Here is a 21002-nt window from a genome sequence, read left to right as displayed (position 1 = left end):
TGAGTAATCAACGATTAGACGGAGGCACCCGTGCAGTTCGGCATCTTCACCATCGGCGACGTCACCCGCGATCCCACCACGGGCCGCGTCCCCACCGAGCACGAGCGGATCGTCGCCATGACGGAGATCGCGCTGAAGGCCGAGGAGGTCGGGCTCGACGTCTTTGCGAGCGGTGAGCACCACAACCCGCCCTTCGTCCCGTCGTCGCCGACCACCATGCTCGGCTGGATCGCGGCGAAGACCGAGAAACTGATCCTCTCGACCGCGACCACGCTGATCACGACGAACGATCCGGTCAAGATCGCCGAGGACTTCGCGATGCTGCAGCACCTGTCCGGCGGCCGCGTCGACCTCATGATGGGCCGGGGCAACACCGGCCCGGTCTACCCGTGGTTCGGCAAGGACATCCGCCAGGGCATTCCGCTCGCGATCGAGAACTACCACCTGCTGCGCCGGCTCTGGCGGGAGAAGGATCTCGAGTGGGAAGGCACGTTCCGCACCCCGCTGCGCGGCTACACCTCCACCCCATGGCCCCTCGACGACACCCCGCCGTTCGTGTGGCACGGCTCGATCCGCTCGCCGGAGATCGCCGAGCAGGCCGCGTTCTACGGCGACGGCTTCTTCCACAACAACATCTTCTGGAACCGCGAACACATCCAGCAGATGATCGGCCTCTACCGCACCCGGTTCGAGCAGTACGGACACGGTGCCGCCGACCAGGCGATCGTCGGGCTGGGCGGCCAGGTGTTCATGGCCGAGACCGAGGAGAAGGCCAAGCGCGTCTTCCGTCCGTACTTCGACAACGCCCCCGTCTACGGTCACGGACCGTCGCTCGAGGACTTCTCCGCCACCACCCCGCTCACCGTCGGCACCCCCGAGCAGGTGATCGAGCGCACCCTCGGCTTCGCCGACTATGCGGGCGACTACCAGCGGCAGCTGTTCCTCATGGACCACGCCGGCCTGCCCCTCGACGTGGTGCTCGAGCAGATCGAGATCCTCGGCCGGGACGTCGTGCCCGTGCTGCGCGCCGAATTCGAACGTCGCCGCCCGGCGCACGTGCCGTCGGATCCGCCGACGCACGCCTCGCTCGTCGCCGAGGGCGCAGACTCTCCGCACCGGCTCGTGATACCCGCGAAGGTCGACCTGTCCGCCGCCGGGGAGGCCGGGACTCGGTGAGCCGAACCGGCGGTGTGACGCGCAGCGAGCCGGGTATGCCGGTTCGTATGGAGACACACAACGACAAGCGCAGGTTCGTGGCTCAGCGGCTCGACGAGATCATCGGTGCCCTGGAGACGAGTGCCCCGGGTCCCGGTGAACAGAGTCCGGTGCCGACATCGGGGGAGTTCGACGGATCCCTCGTGGCGGCGCAGCGGCACCGTGCCGAGATCGAGACCGCCTCGGACGAACGGCTCGACGAGATCGCGGCGGGATACCCGGAGATCGCCGCGGCGTGGGAGCGAGACGGCTCGTCCTGAACCCGGATCACCCGGTCGCCACCCGTGCCCGCAGATCGTCCACACCCGGGCCGGACAACCGGGGCAGCGCCGCGCGACGGCCGGTGAGCAGCAACAGGATCGCGGAGATCGGTCCCCGGATCTCCGGCCCCTCGCCGACCGACCATTCGACGTCGGTAGCGGTGAGCCGGGAGATCACCGATCCGTATCGGTCCACGGGAGCGTAGTCGTCCGGTCGCATCCGGCCGGGACGTCCACCCGGTGTCACGCGTGACGTACGCCGGGAACGATGTTCGCATTCCGGTGAAAGACGTTGTGCGGATCGTACTTCGCCTTGATCTCGGCCAATCGCGCGTACTTGTCCGGACCGTAGGTGGCGCGCACCCGGTCCTGCTCGAATTCGGTCATGGAGTTGACGTACGCGCCGATGCCGACCGAATACGGGCGCAGGGCATCCCACAGGGACCGGGCCCAGGCTCGCTCCGGTGGCAGCAGTGCGGGATCGGGACAGACGCCGACGATGAAGACGGCGAAGCGTGGCGTCCGTCCGCCCCCGAAGGCGGTGTCGTCCTCCCCGGTCTCGCAGTACGCCTCGTCCAGCCGGTAGAACAACAGGAGCGACAGAGGCGAAGTCTTCTGCGGCACGAACTCGACCACGGTCTCGATGACGTCGTCGGAGAGAGCTTCGAGGTAGCAGCCCTTGTCGTAGCAGTGGAAGCCCCACGCGTTGCTCTCGTCGAGCAGTTGTTGCACGTCGAGATAGGGCATCGGCGTGACGAACTCGAACAGTGGTGGCAGAGCGCGCCGAATTCGCGTCAGCGCGTCCTCGTGCGTCTGCGCTGCTCCGAAACCGGTGACCAGAAGGGCATAGCCGGGCTGCAGATGGTACTGCTCGGGCACGAACGGGGCCGGTGGGGCGTTCACGCCGGCGATCACGATGTTCAGCTCGCGCGGCAGCGTACCGATCACCTCCCGGGCGAGCCGCAGCACCTCGGTGCCCTGATCCAGGCCCCAGAACAGGAGTCCGAATTGCACGACGGGACCGGCCTCGTGCAGGCGGAACTCGAATTCCGTCACCACACCGAAGTTTCCGCCGCCGCCCCGGATGGCCCAGAACAGGTCCGCATTCTCGTCCTCGGCGGCGCGCAGGATCCGGCCGTCGGAGGTGACCACCTCGGCCGATTCGAGGTTGTCTATGGTCAATCCGGCCTGCCGCGTGAGCCAGCCCATTCCTCCCCCCAGCGTGAGTCCCGCGACGCCCGTGTGACTGATCAGCCCGGCCGGGACGGCGAGTCCGTGGGCCTGTGTGGCGGCATCGAGATCACGCAGCAGGGCGCCGCCACCGACCCGCGCCCGTCTGCGCTCCGGGTCGACGACGACGTGATCCATCGATCCGAGGTCGATCACCAGGCCGTCGTCGACGACCGACGCGCCTGCGGTGCTGTGGGCGCCCGCGCGCACAGCCAGCTCCAGTCCGTGCCCGGTCGCATAGGCGATCGCCGCCTGAACATCGGCGGTACTCCGGCACTGTGCGATCGCGGCCGGACGGCGGTCGATATCGGCGTTCCACACCTTGCGGGCCTCGTCGTAGTCCGGATCGCCGGGTCCGAGCACCGGCCCCTCCATCGCGGCCCGCAGCATGCCGAGGTCGCCGGTCGTGTGAGTCATGTGTCCTCCCGAACCTGCCAGGAACGAGCGGACTCGCGGGCCGCGAGGCGCTCGGCGCGCTCCCGGATGCCGAGCAGCATCCTGCGCATCATCGGAAAATCGGCCAGTTCCATCAGTGCGACGGTGAGCGGCAGCGACGGTGTGGGCCGGTAGGCGGCCTGCAACCGGCTCACGAGCCGGGTCCGTCGCCCGCCGTCGACGGGATCGAGGCGCCACGACCACGTCGAATCCGGCTTCGCCCACACCAGGTAGCGCCCCGGATCGAAGGAGTGCACCCGGAAGGACGTCGCCGCCGTGGCCGGACTCGCCATCGGCGCCGCCACGTCGCCGACCTCGACGCACTGCAGACGCGGATCGATCGTCGTCGCGCTGGGCCGCCCCAGGTTGTCGAGACGGTCGTAGGAGTAGAAGCCGGCCCGGTTGTAGCCGACCTGGACGATCCACGGCCACACGCACTCGGCCGGCGCGTCGATCGTGAGGGCGCGGGTCGCGCTGAACGCGGCCGAGGAGAGGATGTCGTCTCCGGGCATCGGGCCGGCGCACTCGGCAGTCGTCGCTCCCCAGCGCCGGTGCCACCGGCGATACAGGACGAAGGCACTCACCGCTGTCGTGACTGCGGCGAGCGTGCGGATCGCCATGAGAAAACTGTTCCACATCGGCGCCGGGGAGAGAAGGTCCCGGCGGTCCCGCTCATCGGACGGTCCGGAGGGCGAGGGCGGCCTGCACGACCGCGGCATGCGTGAGCGCCTGCGGATAGTTGCCGAGGAAGGCGCCGGTGGCGGGATCCACCTCTTCCGGAAGAAGGCCGAGGGCGCCGGTGTGCCGCAGCAGGGTTTCGAACAGCTCCTCGGCTTCCGCCCGCCGGCCGGTGAGAGCCAGTGCCTGGGCCAGCCAGAAGGAGCACGGCAGGAATGCGCCCTCGCCTCCGGGCAGTCCGTCCTGTCCGGGCGGATACCGGTACAGCAGCGGGCCTCCGGCCGACAGCTCGCGCCGGATCGCGTCGATCGTGCCCCGCACCCGGTGCGAGTCCGGGTCGTCGATACCCAGAACGGGAAGCACGAGCAGGGCGGCATCGACGTCGCGGGAGCCGTAGGTGCGGGTGTAGCGGTCTCCGAGCCGGTCGAAACCGCGATCGCGCACCTCTGCGGCGACGGCGTCCCGCACCGCGCGCCAGCGCCGGCGGCGACGGGCGGGCAGGCGATGGGTCTCGGCGATGCGCAGGGCACGGTCGAGGGCCAGCCAGGCCATCATCTTCGAGTGCACATGGTGGGCGGCGTCGCCACGGATCTCCCAGATGCCGGCATCCGGCTCGGCCCACCGTTCGCAGACATGATCGGTGAATCCACGCACCATGCGCCAGGTTTCGGAATACAGCGGGCGGCCGGACCGGACGAACCCCCACGCCGCGTCGACGACCCAGCCGTAGCCGTCGAGTTGGTGCTGGTCGGCCGCGTCGTTGCCGAACCGCACGGGGGCGCTGCCGGCGAAGCCGGGCCATCCCGCCAGCGTGCGTTCGGCGGGTCCGGGACGGCCGTCGAGTGTGAACAGGACCGGCAGGTGGGGTCGCTGCAGACGGCTCGCGTGCAGGAGCCACCCGAGGAACCCGCGTGCCTCGTCGACCTTGCCCACTCCCAGGAAGGCTGCGACGCCGATGCCGGCGTCGCGCGGCCAGGCGTAGCGGTAGTCCCAGTTTCGGATGCCCCCGGGCCGTTCGGGCAGCGACGTCGTCGGCGCGGCGACGGGTGCGCCGGAAGGGGAATAGGTGAGCAGACGCAGCGTCAGCAGGCTTCGCACGACGGCCTCCCGGTGGGGCAGGTCGTGGGCGATCTCGGCCGTCCACGTCCGCCAGCGGGCCTCGTCCTCGGCCACGAGGCCCCAGGCGGCGTCGGGAGCGAGGTGGATCAGCGGCTCGCGGTGGGCCACGGCCAGGACGAAGGTGACCGGATGCCCGGGGGTCACGGTGATCGAGGCCGGCCGGCCCGGCGTGATCGGGGTTTCGGAATCGCATGCAAGCGACAGGGCGAGCGAGCCCCACTCGCACACGAGATCGCGGCCGCGCCGCCGCACGTTGGGAGAACGGTGCCGTTCACCGAGCATGGGATCGAAATCGACTACTGCGCGGGCAAATTCGCCCTCGGCGGAGAGTTGTCGCACCAGGACCGTCGTCGGTAGCAGCCGCCCGGCCACCTCCGCGATCATCGCCTCGCGCAGGGTGAGCCGGGCGTTGCCGAGATCCCAGGTGGTCTCCAGCGTCGCGGTGTGTGTCCGGTAGCGGCGCCGGACGACGGGGGCAGGACCCTCGGGCCCGAGCCGGAACCGTCCGGCCTGCGCCCCGCCGACGAGCCGGCCGAAGACGGGATCTCCGTCGAAGCGCGGCACGCAGAGCCAGTCGAGCGATCCGTCGTCGGAGACCAGCGCTGCAGTGCGAGTGTCGCCGAGCAGGCCGTAGTCCTCGATCCGGGACGGCACGGCCGCGTCGTCCCTGATCCGATCGAAAGCGCTTGCCGTGGAGGTCACTTCAGGACACCTGCAACAACAGTCCGAGTGCGATGCCGTAGACGAGATGTGCGACGACGGCGACGGCCGGAGTTTGGGCACCGTAGTTCAGGCCGAGCAGGCCGGGCGGTTCGAGGACCGCGGTGCTGCGCGGACCGGCTCGCCGGGAAGCCATGCGTGGATGTACGCCCGGCAACAGCGGCAGCAGGACCGTCAAGGCGACGACGCCGTGCAGCAGGCCGAGCATCATGCCGAGCCACCACGTCGCCTGATGGAGAAGCGCGAAGGTGGCGGCGTACCCGAGCGCGAAACCCTGGCCGATCGCGAGGTGGACGAAGAAGCCGACCACCCGGGCACGGTCCGGGTCGGGAGTGACGGCCGTGCCGAGCACCAACGGCAGGTCCAGTCGGCTGAAACCCGCCAGTTGGGCGGCGATCATGACCGCCGTCAGGACGGTGGTGGCCAGCGATCCGAAGAGTGCCCATCCGGCCCAGTCCATGGCATTTCACCTTCGGGTGCGGGAGCGGCGGGTCCACGGTCGGCGTCCGCCGTGGACCCGCCGCTCGAATTCACGGGGTGCCGGCGGTGACTCTGCGCCGGGCGGCCGGGGCGGTGGCCAGCCGGGCGAGGGCGAGGGCGGCGACCGCCAGTCCGACGTCGCGCAATGCGATGTCGAGGTAGCCGCCCAGGGTGACCAGATCGACGATGATGCCGAGCAGCCATGCGGCGACGACGTAGCCGCCGATCGCAGGTCGGATCGCGACGAGGATGCCGGCGAGGATCTCGACCACTCCTACCGCGAGCATGGCCTGGTGGGCGGTGCCGGGGACGATGTCGTCGATCCACGGGGCGAGATAGCGCTCCCAGTCGGTGAGCAGGTTCGTGAACTTGTCGAGACCGAAGGCGATCGGAGCGACCGTGAAGACGGTCCGCAGAAGGACGAATGCCTGGCGGGCTCCGGCGTCGGCGTCGATGCGGGTGCGAGGGGACGTGGCAGGGGAGAGAGGTGAGGGGCTCATCGAAGTCTCCTGACTTCTAAAAGAGGGTAGTATCTATTTTAGATCTGTGACGTAGATTACGTCAAGAAGTTTCTCTTTTAGAAGGAGAGCGAGCGTGCAGGACGAGTTTGCGGAGCAGGCTGCGGGGATCGGGGCGCTGGCGGACCCGGTCCGGCGCTCGCTCTACCGGTACGTCGTCGCGCAGGCGGGCGCGGTCGGGCGCGAGGAGGCGGCGGCCGCGGTGGGGGTGCCGGTGCATACGGCGAAATTCCATCTCGACCGGCTCGTCGCCGACGGTCTGCTCGAGACGGAGTTCCGACGGCTTTCGGGACGGACCGGCCCGGGCGCAGGACGGCCGTCGAAGCTCTACCGGCGCTCGTCGCAGGAATTGTCGATCTCCCTGCCCGAGCGTCGCTACGACCTGGCGGGGGAGATTCTGGCAACTGCCATCGAGCGATCGATGCGTGAGTCGGTGCCCGTCGCGGACGCGGTGCGGACCGCCGCCGCCGAGCGGGGACGGCGGATCGCGGCGGAGCCGGCCCCGGCGGACGGCCCCGCGAACGGAGACGATGTCGAGGCACCGGCCGGCCTCGAGGGCGTGGCGCGGGTGCTCGCCCGGCACGGCTACGAGCCGCGCCTGTCCGGCGACGGGCAGATCCGGTTGGCGAACTGCCCCTTCGACCGGCTGGCCGGCGAACACCGGGACCTGGTCTGTGGCATGAACCTCGCTCTGGTCGAGGCGGTCGTCGCCGGGCTCGGGGCTGCCGGTCTCGACACTGCCGAGCTCGACACAGAACTCGCCCCGGAACCGGGATTCTGCTGCGTCCGGATCCGGAGCGGGGACCGGTGAACCGGCGCCGCACCGCTCCCGCCGCGGACGACGGGACCGCACCGGCCGGCGCGGTCCCGTCCGGACGTCAGAGCCCGAGGGCCGCGGCCACCTCGCGCAGGGCCGGCACCGGGTCGTCGCGCATCGGCAGGGCCTGCACCGCGACGTGGTCCGCCCCGGCGTCGAGGTGCTCTCGTAGCCGGGTCGCGATGTACTCCGCGTCGCCGTGCGCGACGAGCGCGTCGACGACCCGGTCGGTGCCGTCGTTGTCGAGTTCCTCGGCGGTGAAGCCGGTGCGTTCCAGATTCGCCCGATAGTTGCGCAGTTTCAGATACGGGTTGGCCACGGCCTTGCGGCCGATGGTGCGGGCCGTGGCGACGTCGGTGGACAGCACGATCTTCTGCTCGGGGGCGAGCACGACGTCCGGGCCGAGGACATCGCGCGCCTCGCGGGTGTGCTCGGGGGTGGTGAGGTACGGATGGGCCCCGGCGGACCGGTCTGCGGACAGCTTCAGCACCTTCGGTCCCAGCGCGGCGAGCACCCGCCGCGCCTCGGGTACGCCCTCGCGGTCGAGCACGTCCAGGTATTCGACCAGTGCCGTGTACGGCTTGCGGTACGTCTCACCGTGCGCCTCGGGGTGGCCGACGCCGATCCCGAGCAGGAAGCGGCCGGGGTGGCGTTCCTCGAGCCGGTGGTAGGAGGCGGCGATCTCGTCGGCGGGAGCGGTCCAGATGTTGACGATGCCGGTGGCCACGACGATGTTCTCGGTGGCGTCGAGGAGACGTTCGGCCACCTCGAGGTCGGCGGGCGGTGAGCCGCCGATCCAGATGGTGCCGTAACCGAGTTTCTCGATCTCGGCTCCGGTCTCCGGTGGGAGGCCGGTCGCGTGCCGCCAGACGCCGAAACGGCCGAGCGGGGGAGTCTGTGTCGTGTTCTCTGCCTTCGTCGAATCGGTCACCCCGGATCCAACCTTCGGGGGATCCGGTTTCATTCCGGGTGAGCGATCGCCGCTCTTCACCCCCGCCGTATCCGGACCTGCGCCCGCCGACGCGACGCACCCCGCGATCGGCATCCGGCCCTGCGAGGTGCCGCCCGGCCCACCGGGGTGCGACGGCGTTGCCGGCGCTGCCGGCGCTGCCGCAGGACCAGGTAGACGACCAGCGCCGCCACCGCCGACACGGCGACCGCCGGGCCGACCCGTTTCAGGACGGACCCGCGGGCGTACTGCATCAGGTCCAGGGGTGCGGCCTCGCTGGGCTGGGGTGCGGGCGTCACCGGGGTGGCCAGGGCGGCTTCCGGGGGCGGTCCTGCCGGGGCGGCGGGCGCGACGGCTTCCGCGGCCGCTTCCGGGGCGGGGACCGGGGCCGGTGCGGCGGGTGGGCCGCCGAGCTTGTCCGCCAGGCACGCCGTGAACTGCTCGATGATCTTGCCGCCGACGTCGGAGATCATGCCCCGGCCGAACTGGGCGGGCTTGCCCGTGATGGACAGGTCCGTCACGACGGTGCCCTCGGTACGGTCGCCGTCGCCGGTGAGCGTGATCGTGAACGTCGCGTTCACGGTGCCGTTGCCGCGGGAATCCTTCGCGGCGGCCTCCATCACGGCACGACGGGCCTGTTCGTCGGTCTCGACGAACTTCCCGGTGCCCTTGTACAGCAGTTGCACCGGCCCCATCTTGATCTTCACGGTGCCGGTGAAGGTGTTGCCGTCGACGCCGGTGAGGGTGGCCCCGGGCATGCAGGGTGCCACCTTCTCCGGATCCAGCAGGGCCGTCCACACCTCCTCGACGGGTGCCGGCACGGACATGTGGTGTTCGAGTTGCATGGGTCGTCTCCAGTGCTTGTTCAGGCAACAGTGCTTGCTCAGGCGATGTCCGCTGCCGTCGACACCGCACGGCGCGTGAGCACCCGCGCGAGTTGGCGACGGTAGTCGGCGTCGGCGTTGCCGTCGCTCATGGGGGAGGTGCCCTCGGTGGCCTGCTCGGCAGCGGCCCGGATGGTGTCGGCCGTCGCGGGCTGCCCGACGAGTGCCTGCTCGACGGCGTGCGCGCGGACCGGCACGGCCGCCATGTTGGTCAGCGCCACCCGGGCCTGCCGGATCGTGCCGCCGTCGGTCTGCACGGTGGCGGCGACCGCGACGATCGACCAGGCGTGCGCCACACGGTTGAACTTCTCGTACCGCGCCGCCCACCCCGTGCGCTTGGGGATCCGCACCTCGACGAGGATCTCCTCGGGCTGCAGGGTGGTGGTGAAGTAGTCGTCGAAGAAGTCCGCGGCGGGGATGCTGCGCCGCCCCGACGGTCCGGCCGCGACGAGGGTCGCCTCGAGCGCGAGCACCGGCGCGCCGAGATCCCCGGCGGGATCGGCGTGGGCCAGTGCCCCGCCGAGAGTGCCCCGGTGCCGGATCTGCGGGTCGGCCACCGTGCTCGTGGCCTCGGCGAGCAACCGGGCGTGCTCCCGCACGAGCGGATCGTGGATCACATCGTGGTGCGTGGTCATCGCACCGATCACGAGGTCGCCGCCGTCCTCGCGGACACCCCGCAACTCCGGGATCCGTCCGATGTCGACGAGCGTGGTGGGGGCCGCCAGCCGCAGCCGCAGCACCGGCATCAGGGACTGCCCGCCGGCGATGATCTTGGCGTCCTCCCCCGCCGAGGCGAGGGCGGCGACGGCCTCGTCGACGGTGGTGGGCGCGACGTAGTCGAACGTCGACGGGATCATCGGGCGCCTCCCTGAGCCGAGTTCCGGGCTGATTCGACGGCGTGCCACACCCGCATCGGCGTGCACGGCATCTCGATGTCCCGTACGCCGAGGTGACGCACGGCGTCGAGGACGGCGTTGACCACCGCGGGGGTGGAGGCGATCGTGCCGGCCTCGCCGACTCCCTTGACACCGAGCGGGTTTCCCACCGCCGGGGTCTCGGTGCGGTCGGTGGTGAACGTCGGCAGGTCCGCAGCGGACGGCAGCAGGTATTCGGCGAACGAGCCGCTGAGCAGGGTGCCGGACTCGTCGTGCACGGCCTCCTCGTAGAGGGCCTGCGCGATGCCCTGGGCGAGACCCCCGTGCACCTGCCCCTCCACGATGAGCGGGTTGACGACGTGCCCGACGTCGTCGACGCACACGTACGAGCGGATACGCACCTGGCCGGTCTCGGTGTCCACCTCGGCGGCACACAGGTGCGTACCGTGCGGGAACGAGAAGTTGTCCGGGTCGTAGGTGGCCTCGGAGTCGAGGTTGGGTTCGATGCCCTCGGGCAGGTCCGCGGCGGTGAACACCGCGAGCGCGATGTCGCTCATGCCCACGGCCTTCTCGGTGCCCCTCACCCGAAACCGGCCTTCGGCGAACTCGAGGTCGTCCTCCGAGCACTCCATCATGTGCGCCGCGATCGGTCTGGCCTTCGCGATCACCTTCTCCGCGGCCTTGACGACCGCCACGCCGCCGACGGCCAGCGACCGGGATCCGTAGGTGTCCAGTCCGCGCGGGGAGCTCTGCGTATCACCGTGCAGCACCTCGACGTCCTCGAACGGCACACCGAGCCGGTCGGCGACGATCTGGCTCCACGCCGTCTCGTGCCCCTGCCCGTGCGACGACGAACCGGTGACCACCTCGACCCGGCCGGTGGGCAGCATCCGGATCGCGGCGTGCTCCCAGCCGCCCGCCCCGTAGTTGAGCGAGCCGAGTACCCGCGACGGCGCCAGGCCGCACATCTCGGTGAAGGTCGACACCCCGATGCCGAGCTGCACCGGATCGTTCCGGCCGCGACGTTCCTCCTGCTCACGGCGCAGCTCGTCGTAGTGGAACAGATCGCGGGCCTTCGCGGTGGCGGCCTCGTAGTTGCCGGAGTCGTAGGTCAGGCCCGCGACGGTGTCGAACGGGAACTCCTCGTGCCGGATCCAGTTCTTCGCGCGCAGCTCGAGCGGATCCATCGACAGCTCGGCGGCGAGCTCGTCCATGATCCGTTCGATCCCGAACGTCGCCTCGGGCCGGCCCGCGCCGCGGTAGGCGTCGGTGGGCACCTTGTTCGTGAACACGTTTGTGCACGTGAAGTGGTAGGCGCCGAATTTGTAGATGCCGTTGAACATGAACGCGCCCAGGATCGGCACGCCGGGGGTGACCAGCCGCAGGTAGGCACCCATGTCGGCCAGCAGCTCGACCTTCAGGCCGACGACGGTGCCGTCGCGGCGCGCGGCGAGGGTGAGCTTCTGGATCTGGTCGCGGCCGTGATGCGCCGCGACCATCGACTCGCTGCGGGTCTCGGTGTACTTCACCGGTTTCCCGAGCCGGCGCGCGACGAGCAGGGCGAGCAACTCCTCCGGCGTCACCTGCAGTTTGCCGCCGAAGCCACCGCCGACGTCCGGGGCGATCACCCGCAGCTTGTGCTCGGGGATGCCGAGCGTCATCGCCAGCATGATCTTGAGGATGTGCGGGACCTGCGTGGCCGACCACACCGTGATCTGCGGCCCGGTCGGGTCGACGACCACGGAACGGGGTTCCATGAATGCCGGGATGAGCCGCTGCTGCCGGAACGTGCGCTCGACGACCACCTCGGCGTCCCGGATGGTCTGCTCGACGTCGCCTCCGGTGCCGGCCTCGGCGGAATCGAACGTCCACGTCGCGCTGACGTTGGTGCCGAGGTCCGGATGCACGAGGTCGGCGCCGTCGCGGGCCGCGTCCGCCAGGTCGAGGACCACGGGCAGATCGTCGTAGTCGACGTCGATCGCCTCGAGGGCGTCGTGGGCCTCGTAGGCGCTGCGCGCGACGACGACGGCGACGGCCTCCCCGGCGAAGTTGACCGTGTCCACCGCCAGCGCCGGCGCGGGCGGGATCTTCATGTCGGGGGTGATCACCCACGCACACGGCAGGCTGCCCTGCTCCGGCGAGGCGTCCGCACCGGTGAGCACCGCCACCACGCCGGGCCGCTGCCGGGCTTCCGACGTGTCGATCGACGTGATGCGGGCGTGGGCGAACGGGCTGCGCAGGATCGCCATGTGCAGCATCCCCGGCAGGACGAGATTGTCGGTCCAGCGGGTGCGTCCGGTGACGAGATGCTCGTCCTCCTTGCGCCGCCGCGCCTGGCCGATCTCCGGTTCGACGGTACTGGTCATCGTCCGCCTCCCGCCGCCGCGTCGGTCTGCAGTTCGGCGGCGCGGGCCTTCTGCGCCGCGTCCAGCGCCGCCTTCACGATGTTCTGGTAACCGGTGCAGCGGCACAGGTTGCCCTCGAGGCCGAGCCGCACCTCCTGCTCGTCGGGATCGGGGTTCTCCTCGAGCAGGTCGATAGTCGACATGATCATGCCGGGCGTGCAGTAGCCGCACTGCAGGGCGTGGTTGTCGTGGAACGCCTGCTGGACGGGGTGCAGCACGCCGTCGCGGGACAGGCCTTCGACGGTGGTGACCTCCGAACCGTCGGCCTGCACGGCGAGCACCGAGCAGGACTTGACGCTGCGGCCGTCGAGATGCACGGTGCAGGCGCCGCAGTTGCTGGTGTCGCAGCCGACCACGGTGCCGACCTTGCCGAGCCGCTCGCGCAGGTAGTGCACGAGCAGCAGCCTCGGTTCCACCTCGTCCGTGTAGGCCGTCCCGTCGACGGTGACAGTGATGCGCATCGGGCCTCCAATGCCGGGAACATCCGGGATCCAAGATCGTCGAGAAGTGTTCACTGACACTGTGCTCCAACGGTGACTACCGAACACGCCGATTCGCCGAATCGGTGGCGGATCAACCTTGTTCCCGCGTTTGCGGCGGCCGGGCCGAGGGAATTCGCACGGACACGTTCGTCGGAGAGCGACAGGCGGAGGTGAGAGGTGACCGCGGTGGAGGAGATCGTCGAGCGAGACGCCGGACGGGAACTGCCCGTCGTCGGCAGCCTGGCGGAACTGACGGACCTGGTGATGTCCCACGACTCCGAGATCTACCTGCGGTACTCGAAGGGTCCGGACAGCGATGCGCGGAAGGGCCCGAGCAAGGACTACGAGGCCGACGTGACACTGCCCGGCTTGTCGGTGACCACGATCGTCCCGGAGCCGTGGTGGCCCCGGCCCGCCGTCGACTGGGTGGCGCGCCGGATCCGCAAGTACGCCGAGCTGGGCCGCGAGAGCGGCCGATTCGCGTGGCTGCTGACCGGCACGGTGGTCGGCGAGGGGCCGGACCACGAACCGCTCGTCGTGCGCGCCCGCCCGCTGGCACGCCTGTCCGACGAGCTGCTCGACGAGGCGGCCGAGTGCTACCGGGCCCGGTTCCGCGTCGGGAACGATTCGCGGAGCTGAGTCGCGTCGCGGGAGCGCGCGCGGGGTACCCGTCGGGCATGGACCAGTCCGAAACTCCCATGCTGGATGCGCTGGATCAGTACCACCGACTCGACCGCTACGGATTCTCCCCGCCCGGCCACCGGCAGGGCCGCGGCGCCGACCCGCGGGTGACGAAAGTGCTCGGGCTCGATCCGTTCCGCTCGGACGTGCTCGCCTCCGGAGGCCTCGACGACCGGAGGTCGCGCAATGGCTACCTGTCGCGGGCGGAGCAGCTCATGGCCGAGGCGGTCGGAGCGCAGCAGGCGTTCTTCTCCACCTGTGGCAGCTCGCTGTCGGTGAAGGCCGCGATGATGGCGGTGGCGGGCAACGATCCGGGGGGACTGCTCGTCGGCCGGGACTCGCACAAGTCGATCGTGGCCGGTCTGATCTTCAGCGGCGTCACGCCCCGCTGGATCACGCCCCGCTGGGACGAGGATATGCACTTCTCCCATCCGCCGTCGCCGGAACAGGTGCGAGAGACGTGGGAGAAGTACCCGGACGCGGCCGGCGCGCTGATCGTCAGTCCCAGTCCCTACGGCACGTGCGCCGACATCGAGGGCATCGCGAAGGTCTGTCACGAGCGGGGCAAGCCCCTCATCGTCGACGAGGCGTGGGGTGCGCACCTGCCGTTCCACGACGACCTGCCCACCTGGGCGATGGACGCCGGCGCCGACATCTGCGTCGTCAGTGTCCACAAGATGGGTGCCGGCTTCGAGCAGGGATCGGTCTATCACCTGCAGCGCGACCTGGTGGACGGCGCGCACCTGTCGGCCTGCGCCGATCTGCTGATGACGACGAGCCCGAACGTGATGATCTACTCGGCGATCGACGGGTGGCGCCGGCAGATGGTCGAGCACGGCACCGAACTGCTCGGCGACGCCCTGCAACTGGCCCGGCGGACCCGCGAGCGGATCGCCGGGATCGACGGCCTCACCGTCCTCGAGGACCGCCTGCTCGGCGAGGAGGCCTCACACGACCTGGATCTCCTCCAGGTCCTGATCGACGTGAGCGAACTCGGCGTCTCCGGCTACCAGTGCAGCGACTGGCTGCGCGAGCACTGCCGGCTCGATCTCGGCATGACCGATCACCGGCGCATCCTGGCGACCTTGTCCATGGCCGACGACGAGAGCACCACCGATCGGCTCGTCTCGGCGCTCGAGTCGCTGTCGCAGGCCGCGGAGTCGTTCGATCCGCCGCCGCAGATGTATCTGCCGAGTCCCGGGGAACTGCAGCTCGACTCGGTGATGTCGCCACGCGACGCGTTCTTCGGCAAGGCGGAGATGGTCGATGCGAGCAGTGCCGCCGGGCGCATTGCGGCCGAGCAGATCACCCCCTACCCACCGGGCATTCCCGCCGTCGTGCCGGGGGAGCGCCTCGACGACGCCGTCGTCGACTACCTGCGCAGCGGCGTGAACGCCGGGATGACGATTCCCGACGCGACCGACACCTCGCTCGAGCAGTTCCGGGTGGTCACTGAGAACTGACCGCCGCGCCCCTACTGACCCGGCACTGCGGTGTCCTCGTGGGTGTGGATCGGGCCCGCGGTGCGGGCGAGGTGCTCGCCGCGGCCGCCCCATTTCAGCGCGATGATCTCGGCCGCGATCGACACCGCGGTCTCCTCCGGTGTGCGCGCCCCGAGATCCAGCCCGATGGGAGAGCACAGCCGCGCGAGCTCGTCCTCCGTCATCCCCGCTTCACGCAGGCGCGCCGACCGGTCCTCGTGCGTGCGCCGCGAGCCCATCGCGCCCACGTAGGCCAGGTCGAGCCGCAACGCCACCTCGAGCAGCGGCACGTCGAACTTCGGGTCGTGGGTGAGCACCGTGACCACGGTGCGCGAGTCCACGCGCCCCGCGGCCGCCTCGGCGGCGAGGTAGCGGTGCGGCCAGTCCACGACCACCTCGTCGGCGGCGGGGAACCGGGCGGCGGTGGTGAACACGCCCCGGGCGTCGCACACCGTCACGCGGTAGCCGAGGAACGAGCCGAGCTGCGCCATGGCGGCCGCGAAATCGATGGCGCCGAACACCAGCAACCGCGGCGGCGGCTGGAAGGAGTGGACGAACACCGACATGCCCTCGCCCCGGCGCTGCCCGTCGGGCCCGTAGTGCAGCGTCGCGGTCCGGCCCGCGGCGAGCAGACCCCGCGCGTCGTCGGCGACGGCGTCGTCCGCCCGCGCCGACCCCAGCGACCCGCGCGCGCGATCCGGCCACACCGCCAGGCGACGCCCCACCCATGCCGGATCGGGATGTTCGGTGACGGTGGCGACCGCGACGGCCTCCTCGGCCCGCATCGACGCGACGACTTCACCCAGCTCGGGAAACGCGGCGGCATCCACCCGTTCGACGAACACGTCGATGATGCCGCCGCACGTGAGGCCGACGGCGAAGGCGTCGTCGTCGGACACGCCGTACCGCTGCAACACGGGCACACCGTCGTCGAGCACCTGCTGCCCGAGCTCGTACACGGCGCCTTCCACGCAACCGCCGGAGACGCTGCCGGTCACCGTGCCGTCCCCGGCGACGAGCATCGCGGCGCCCGGTGCGCGGGGCGCGGACCGGAACGTCGAGACCACGGTTCCGAGGGCGACGGTGTCACCGGCCCGGTAGCGACGTTCGAGTTCGTCGAGAACTTCACGCACGGTGGACCTCCTCCAGCAGTTCCTGCAGCGTCGCGAGGCTGTGCCCCGCGAGCAGACGGTCGAGATGCGGCAGGGCGGCCGCGATGCCGGACTGCACGGGCTCGTACCCGGCTGCCCCGGCGTGCGGATTGACCCACAGGACGGCGTGGGCGAGCCGCCGCAGCTGGGCGAGCTGCTCGGCGAGCAGGGCCGGATCGCCGCGTTCCCACCCGTCCGAGAAGATCACCACGACGGCGCCGCGCGCGAGGCCGCGCCGGCCCCACCGGTTCAGGAAAGCCCGCAGGGTCTCGCCGAGCCGGGTACCGCCCGCCCAGTCGGGGACCGCCCGGCCCGCCGCGGCGAGGGCGCGTTCCGGGTCGCGGGCCCGCAGCGCGCGCGAGAGCCGCGTGAGGCGGGTGCCGAGGGAGAACACCTCGGTGTGGGCGGGATCGGCGCGGGTCACCACGTGCGCGAACCGCAGCAGCGCGTCCGCGTACGGGCTCATCGAGCCGGAGACGTCGAGCAGCAGCACCACCCGGCGCGCCCGGGTCGCCCTGCCGTGCCGGCTCGGCCGGACGGGTTCGCCTCCGGCCGCGAGCATCCGGCGCACCGTGCGGTGCGGGTCGATGCGGCCCCGGCGCGACGGGCGCAGCCGCATCGCCGGACGGGTGGGCGGCCGCGGATGCAGCGTCGCGATCAGTTCCGCGAGGTGTGCCCGCTCGGCGTCGGTCAGTTCCGCGATGTCGCGCCGGCGGAGCACGTCGGTGTCGTCCGCCGCGACCCGCAGTTCGGGGCCGCCGCCGGCGGTCTCGTCGCCTCCCGAGGGCGTGAGGCCCGCGATGCGGGCCCGGCGCGGAGTGCGGGTGCGCGGCGACGTCACGTCGGGTGCCGTTCCGCCGAACCAGCTCTCGAACGCGAGGTCGTAGCGGGGGATGTCGTCGGGGTCGTGGCACAGGGTGGCGCGCCCGGCCCAGTACACCTGACGGCGGTCGCCGAGGTCGATCTCGCGCAGGGCGCGCAGGTAGGCCACGGTGGCGTCCGAGGCGACGGACAGGCCGGCCGCGGCGAGGGCGCGGGTGAAGCCGGTGAGTCCGACGAGGGAACCCCCGGCGTCGGTGGTCGTCGTCATCGCCGCTGTCACCCCGTCAGGAGCCGGTCGAGCCCGGTGCGGACCACCCGGTCGAGGTCCTCCCGGTACTTCAGGACGGCACCGAGGGTCGCGGCCGCGGTCGTCGCGTCGAGCACGTCGCGGTCGAGTTCCCGCAGCGCTCGTGCCCAGTCCAGCGACTCCGCGACCCCGGGTGGTTTGAGCAGGTCCATCCCGCGCATGGCCTGCACGGCGTGGGCGACCTGCGCCGCGAGGTGTTCGTCGATGCCCGGGATGCGGCGGCGCAGGATCTCCACTTCCCGCGCGAGGTCGGGGTGTTCGAGCCAGTGGTACAGGCAGCGGCGTTTGAGGGCGTCGTGCACCTCGCGGGTGCGGTTCGAGGTGAGCACCACGAGCGGCGGCGTCTGCGCCCGCACCTGTCCGAGTTCGGGGATGGTGACGGCGTTCTCGTCGAGCACCTGCAGCAGGAAGGCTTCGAATTCGTCATCGGCCCGGTCGATCTCGTCGACGAGCAGCACGCACGGCGCGTCGGTGAGCGCCTGCAGCAGGGGCCGCGCGAGCAGGAACCGCTCGGTGTACAGCGAGCGCTCCGCCTCCTCGGCCTCGAGGCGGCCGCCGCTCGCGGCCTCGAGGGTGCGCAGGTGCAGCAGCTGCCGGGGAAAGTCCCAGTCGTAGAGGGCCTGGGACGCGTCGATGCCCTCGTGGCACTGCAACCGGATCAGCGGCAGGCCCAGCGCGTCGGCGAGGGCGACGGCCAGCGACGTCTTGCCGGTGCCGGGTTCCCCCTCGCAGAACAGCGGGCGGCCCATGCGCAGCGCCAGGAACGCCACCGTCGCGAGCCCGTCGTCGGCGAGGTACCCGGTCGTGTCCAGTGCCCGCGTCAGCTCCGCCGGTGAGCCGATCGCCGCCGTTGCCGTCATGGTGCGAGCCTATGGCAGCGCCGCTGCCGAGGTGCGTTTTCCGATCCCCGGGCACTGCGGGCGGGGACCGAGCAGCTCGGCGGTCAGGCGACGGCCACGACCTCGAGGCGCGGGGTGTCGTCCGTGCGGTGCCGGGCCAGGTCCGCGGCGCCGACGATCCCGGCGTCGGGGCCGAGTTCGGCCAGGCGCACCGGCGCGGCCGGGCGGTGCCCGCGTCCGGTCAGCCGCTGGGCGAACGTGGCGACGGCGGGGCCGCGCAGCAGCTCCCCGGCCTCGCACACTCCGCCGCCGAGGACGAAGACCTCCGGGTCGAGGAACGCCGCGAGGTCGGCCATGCCGTGCCCGAGCCACGTGCCGATCGTGCGGAAGCACTCGAGCGCGGCGGCGTCGCCCTCGCGGGCGGCGGTGGTGACGTGGTGCCCGGTGATCTGCTCGGCACGCCCGCCGGCCAGCTCGAGCAGCCGGCCGGCGAGCGCGGGCGAGACGCTCGCGATCTCCTGCGCCTCCCGCACCAGGGCCCGCCCGCTGGCGTACCGCTCCCAGCAGCCGTGGTTCCCGCACCCGCAGCGACGCCCGTGCGGTTCGACGTTGAGGTGGCCGAGTTCCGCAGCGAGCCCGGAGGATCCGCGGTGCAGGGCGCCGTCGATGATCAGTCCGCCACCGATGCCCGTGCCGACGGTGAGCACGATCGCGGTGCGGGCGCCGCGGCCCGCGCCGAAGCGCGCCTCGCCCCAGGCGGCGGCGTTGGCGTCGTTCTCGACGACGGTCGGCAGCCCGCACGCGGCCTCGACGGCCGCCCCGAGCGGTTCGCCGCGCCACGCGAGGTTGGGGGCGAACAGTACGGTACGACGATCGGAGGCGACGAACCCGGCGGCGCCGATCCCCACCGCGCACACGTCGTGCGCGGCGCGGAGTTCGCGCACGACGTCGGCGACGACGTCCTCGGTGCGGGCAGGGTCGTCCGACGGCGTGGCGCGGCGGAGCCGGGCGTGCAGAGTGCCGTGTTCGTCGACCACGCCGGCGGCAACCTTGGTGCCGCCCACGTCGATTCCGATGGTCAGTGCCATGTCTGTTCTCTCCCTGACTTCAGTTGCCGGACGGGTTCAGGCGACGTCCATGTCCTCGAGCTCGCGGCCCTTGGTCTCTTTCACCCAGCGCAGGACGAACAGCAGCGACAGCACCGCGCACACGGCGTAGAAGCCGTACGACATCCCCAGCGACAGTTCCTTCATGGCGGGGAAGGAGACGGTGATGACCCAGTTGGCCGCCCACTGCGCGCCGGCGGCGAGCGACAGTGCCGCCGCGCGGATCCGGTTGGGGAAGGCCTCGCCGAGCAGGACCCACACGACCGGTCCCCACGACATGCCGAAGGCGACGACGAACAGGTTCGCGGCGATCAGCGCGATCGGTCCCTGCAGTCCGGTCAGGTGCGGGGTGGTCACACCGTCGACGACGGTGGTCGAGGCGGTGGCGAAGACGACGGCCATCGTGGCGAGGGTGACGGCCATGCCCGCCGAGCCGATGATCAGCAGGGGCCGGCGTCCGACGCGGTCGACGAATGCGATGGCCACGAGGGTGGTGGCGATGTTGACGACCGAGGTGACGACGGTGATGACGAGGGAGCTGCTCTCATCGAATCCCACTGCCTGCCAGAGGATGCTGGAGTAGTAGAAGATCACGTTGATACCGACGAACTGCTGGAACACCGACAGTCCGATGCCGATCCACACGATGGGCAGCAGGCCCAGCGCGGGTCCTCGCAGGTCGCGCAGCGACGGGGTGTGCTCGTGGCCGAGGGTGGCGCGGATCGATTCGATGCGCAGGTCGATGCCCTGCTCGCCGAGCAGCATGCCGAGGATGCCGCGGGCCTCGCCGATGCGGCCCTTCGCGACGAGATAGCGCGGCGATTCCGGGATGGTGAGGGTCAGGAATCCGTACACGAGGGCGGGGACGGCCATGGACAGGAACATCCAGCGCCACGCCTCGAGCCCGAACCACAGTTCCTCGCGGGAGCCGCCGGCGAGAGCGGCGAGTGCATAGTCGACGAGCAGGGCGGAGAAGATGCCGACGACGATCGCGAGTTGCTGCAGCGATCCGAGGCGGCCGCGTACCCGGGCGGGGGAAATCTCGGCGATGTAGGCGGGGGCGATGACGGAGGCGAGTCCGACGCCGACGCCGCCGACGATCCGGAACAGGACGAGAGTTTCGACGTTGAAGGCGAATCCGGTGCCGAACGCGCTGACCAGGAACATCGCGGCGGCGACCTGCATCGTGGTGAGGCGGCCGTAGCGGTCCGCGATGCGACCGGCGAGGACGGCGCCGCCGGCCGCGCCGAGCAGGGCCGAGGCGACGGCGAAACCGAGGACGGCGGACGAGACGGCGAACCGGGATTCGATGGCCGAGACGGCGCCGTTGATGACGGCGCTGTCGAAGCCGAACAACAGGCCGCCGAGCGCGGCGATGACGGCGATGCGGACCGGCACCGCGGCGCCGGCGGTGTCCGGCCCGGTGTCGGGGACGGTCGGGAGCGCGACGTGGTTGCTCATGGGACTCCTCGTAGGCGGCGGGAACCGGCCGCGGCGGTCCCGTTCCGGGAGGCGAGTGGCGGCGGTCACGCGAACTGTGTGCTGGAC

At 71.1% G+C, this 21002-nt stretch carries 20 protein-coding genes and 1 pseudogene; 5 read left to right on the top strand and 16 right to left on the bottom strand.

Translation table 11 applies throughout. The features are described 5' to 3' along the window. The first annotated feature begins 30 nt into the window (after positions 1 to 30). Positions 31 to 1176 (top strand): LLM class flavin-dependent oxidoreductase, encoded by a 1146-nt coding sequence (locus tag ACM26Y_RS24305; protein WP_010594175.1) that lies wholly within the window; start codon positions 31 to 33, stop codon positions 1174 to 1176. A gap of 47 nt (positions 1177 to 1223) precedes the next feature. After that, positions 1224 to 1475, top strand: a complete 252-nt coding sequence (locus tag ACM26Y_RS24300; protein WP_003938681.1) for a hypothetical protein — start codon at positions 1224 to 1226, stop codon at positions 1473 to 1475. A 7-nt stretch (positions 1476 to 1482) separates the two neighbouring features. Here ACM26Y_RS24300 and ACM26Y_RS24295 read toward each other — a convergent pair whose 3' ends face one another. The 6 genes from ACM26Y_RS24295 to ACM26Y_RS24270 form a co-directional block, all read right to left on the bottom strand. After that, positions 1483 to 1671 (bottom strand): hypothetical protein, encoded by a 189-nt coding sequence (locus tag ACM26Y_RS24295; protein WP_416062177.1) that lies wholly within the window; start codon positions 1669 to 1671, stop codon positions 1483 to 1485. 47 nt (positions 1672 to 1718) lie between these two features. After that, positions 1719 to 3122 carry an FAD-binding oxidoreductase gene (locus tag ACM26Y_RS24290; protein WP_416062176.1) on the bottom strand — a complete coding sequence of 468 codons (1404 nt, stop codon included), beginning with the start codon at positions 3120 to 3122 and terminating at the stop codon, positions 1719 to 1721. Beyond that, entirely contained in the window at positions 3119 to 3760 is a 642-nt protein-coding gene (locus ACM26Y_RS24285) for a hypothetical protein (RefSeq protein WP_052455305.1), read from the bottom strand. Before ACM26Y_RS24285 ends, ACM26Y_RS24290 begins: the two co-directional genes overlap by 4 nt. Before the next feature lie 52 nt (positions 3761 to 3812). After that, positions 3813 to 5639: a glycoside hydrolase family 15 protein gene (locus ACM26Y_RS24280; protein ID WP_416062175.1), complete on the bottom strand. Its 1827-nt coding sequence runs from the start codon at positions 5637 to 5639 to the stop codon at positions 3813 to 3815. Position 5640: 1 nt separating this feature from the next. Further along, positions 5641 to 6117 (bottom strand): hypothetical protein, encoded by a 477-nt coding sequence (locus ACM26Y_RS24275; protein WP_124259007.1) that lies wholly within the window; start codon positions 6115 to 6117, stop codon positions 5641 to 5643. Positions 6118 to 6187: 70 nt separating this feature from the next. Beyond that, positions 6188 to 6637, bottom strand: a complete 450-nt coding sequence (locus tag ACM26Y_RS24270; RefSeq protein WP_003938687.1) for a hypothetical protein — start codon at positions 6635 to 6637, stop codon at positions 6188 to 6190. A 94-nt stretch (positions 6638 to 6731) separates the two neighbouring features. Between ACM26Y_RS24270 and ACM26Y_RS24265 the strand changes: the two genes are divergently transcribed. Continuing rightward, a complete protein-coding gene (locus tag ACM26Y_RS24265) occupies positions 6732 to 7466 on the top strand; it encodes a helix-turn-helix transcriptional regulator (protein WP_416062174.1) in 735 nt (244 codons plus the stop codon). Between the two features lie 67 nt (positions 7467 to 7533). Here the strand turns inward: ACM26Y_RS24265 and ACM26Y_RS24260 are convergent, their stop codons facing one another. The 5 genes and pseudogenes from ACM26Y_RS24260 to ACM26Y_RS24240 form a co-directional block, all read right to left on the bottom strand. Beyond that, a complete protein-coding gene (locus ACM26Y_RS24260) occupies positions 7534 to 8436 on the bottom strand; it encodes an LLM class F420-dependent oxidoreductase (RefSeq protein ID WP_416062173.1) in 903 nt (300 codons plus the stop codon). Positions 8437 to 8573: 137 nt separating this feature from the next. After that, positions 8574 to 9266, bottom strand: a pseudogene (locus ACM26Y_RS24255) (SRPBCC family protein); the annotation flags it as partial. Between the two features lie 38 nt (positions 9267 to 9304). After that, on the bottom strand, positions 9305 to 10162 hold the full coding sequence (locus ACM26Y_RS24250) for an FAD binding domain-containing protein (RefSeq protein ID WP_416062172.1): 858 nt from the start codon (positions 10160 to 10162) through the stop codon (positions 9305 to 9307). Beyond that, positions 10159 to 12546 (bottom strand): xanthine dehydrogenase family protein molybdopterin-binding subunit, encoded by a 2388-nt coding sequence (locus tag ACM26Y_RS24245; protein WP_416062171.1) that lies wholly within the window; start codon positions 12544 to 12546, stop codon positions 10159 to 10161. Before ACM26Y_RS24245 ends, ACM26Y_RS24250 begins: the two co-directional genes overlap by 4 nt. Then, positions 12543 to 13046 (bottom strand): (2Fe-2S)-binding protein, encoded by a 504-nt coding sequence (locus tag ACM26Y_RS24240; protein ID WP_003938697.1) that lies wholly within the window; start codon positions 13044 to 13046, stop codon positions 12543 to 12545. Before ACM26Y_RS24240 ends, ACM26Y_RS24245 begins: the two co-directional genes overlap by 4 nt. A 198-nt stretch (positions 13047 to 13244) precedes the next feature. On the opposite strand from ACM26Y_RS24240, the gene ACM26Y_RS24235 reads away from it, so the two are divergent. Further along, positions 13245 to 13706, top strand: a complete 462-nt coding sequence (locus ACM26Y_RS24235; protein ID WP_416062170.1) for a DUF6098 family protein — start codon at positions 13245 to 13247, stop codon at positions 13704 to 13706. A gap of 38 nt (positions 13707 to 13744) precedes the next feature. After that, positions 13745 to 15211, top strand: a complete 1467-nt coding sequence (locus ACM26Y_RS24230) for an aminotransferase class I/II-fold pyridoxal phosphate-dependent enzyme (protein WP_416062169.1) — start codon at positions 13745 to 13747, stop codon at positions 15209 to 15211. 11 nt (positions 15212 to 15222) lie between these two features. Here ACM26Y_RS24230 and ACM26Y_RS24225 read toward each other — a convergent pair whose 3' ends face one another. The 5 genes from ACM26Y_RS24225 to ACM26Y_RS24205 all read right to left on the bottom strand — a co-directional run bounded on the left by ACM26Y_RS24225 (position 15223) and on the right by ACM26Y_RS24205 (position 20915). Next, entirely contained in the window at positions 15223 to 16362 is a 1140-nt protein-coding gene (locus ACM26Y_RS24225; RefSeq protein WP_416062168.1) for an XdhC family protein, read from the bottom strand. Continuing rightward, positions 16355 to 17470, bottom strand: a complete 1116-nt coding sequence (locus tag ACM26Y_RS24220; RefSeq protein WP_017680148.1) for a vWA domain-containing protein — start codon at positions 17468 to 17470, stop codon at positions 16355 to 16357. Before ACM26Y_RS24220 ends, ACM26Y_RS24225 begins: the two co-directional genes overlap by 8 nt. An 8-nt stretch (positions 17471 to 17478) precedes the next feature. Then, positions 17479 to 18369 (bottom strand): AAA family ATPase, encoded by an 891-nt coding sequence (locus ACM26Y_RS24215; RefSeq protein WP_003938702.1) that lies wholly within the window; start codon positions 18367 to 18369, stop codon positions 17479 to 17481. Positions 18370 to 18452: 83 nt separating this feature from the next. After that, positions 18453 to 19436: an ROK family glucokinase gene (locus tag ACM26Y_RS24210; protein WP_416062167.1), complete on the bottom strand. Its 984-nt coding sequence runs from the start codon at positions 19434 to 19436 to the stop codon at positions 18453 to 18455. A 36-nt stretch (positions 19437 to 19472) separates the two neighbouring features. Further along, complete coding sequence (locus ACM26Y_RS24205; RefSeq protein WP_416062166.1) at positions 19473 to 20915, bottom strand: sugar porter family MFS transporter; 1443 nt, start codon at positions 20913 to 20915, stop codon at positions 19473 to 19475. Between the last annotated feature and the right edge of the window lie 87 nt (positions 20916 to 21002).

This window comes from Rhodococcus indonesiensis (assembly GCF_047782815.1).
Taxonomy (GTDB): domain Bacteria; phylum Actinomycetota; class Actinomycetes; order Mycobacteriales; family Mycobacteriaceae; genus Rhodococcus; species Rhodococcus indonesiensis.
Note: the sequence above shows the minus strand (reverse complement) of the source record. Positions and strands in the feature narration are given on the sequence as shown.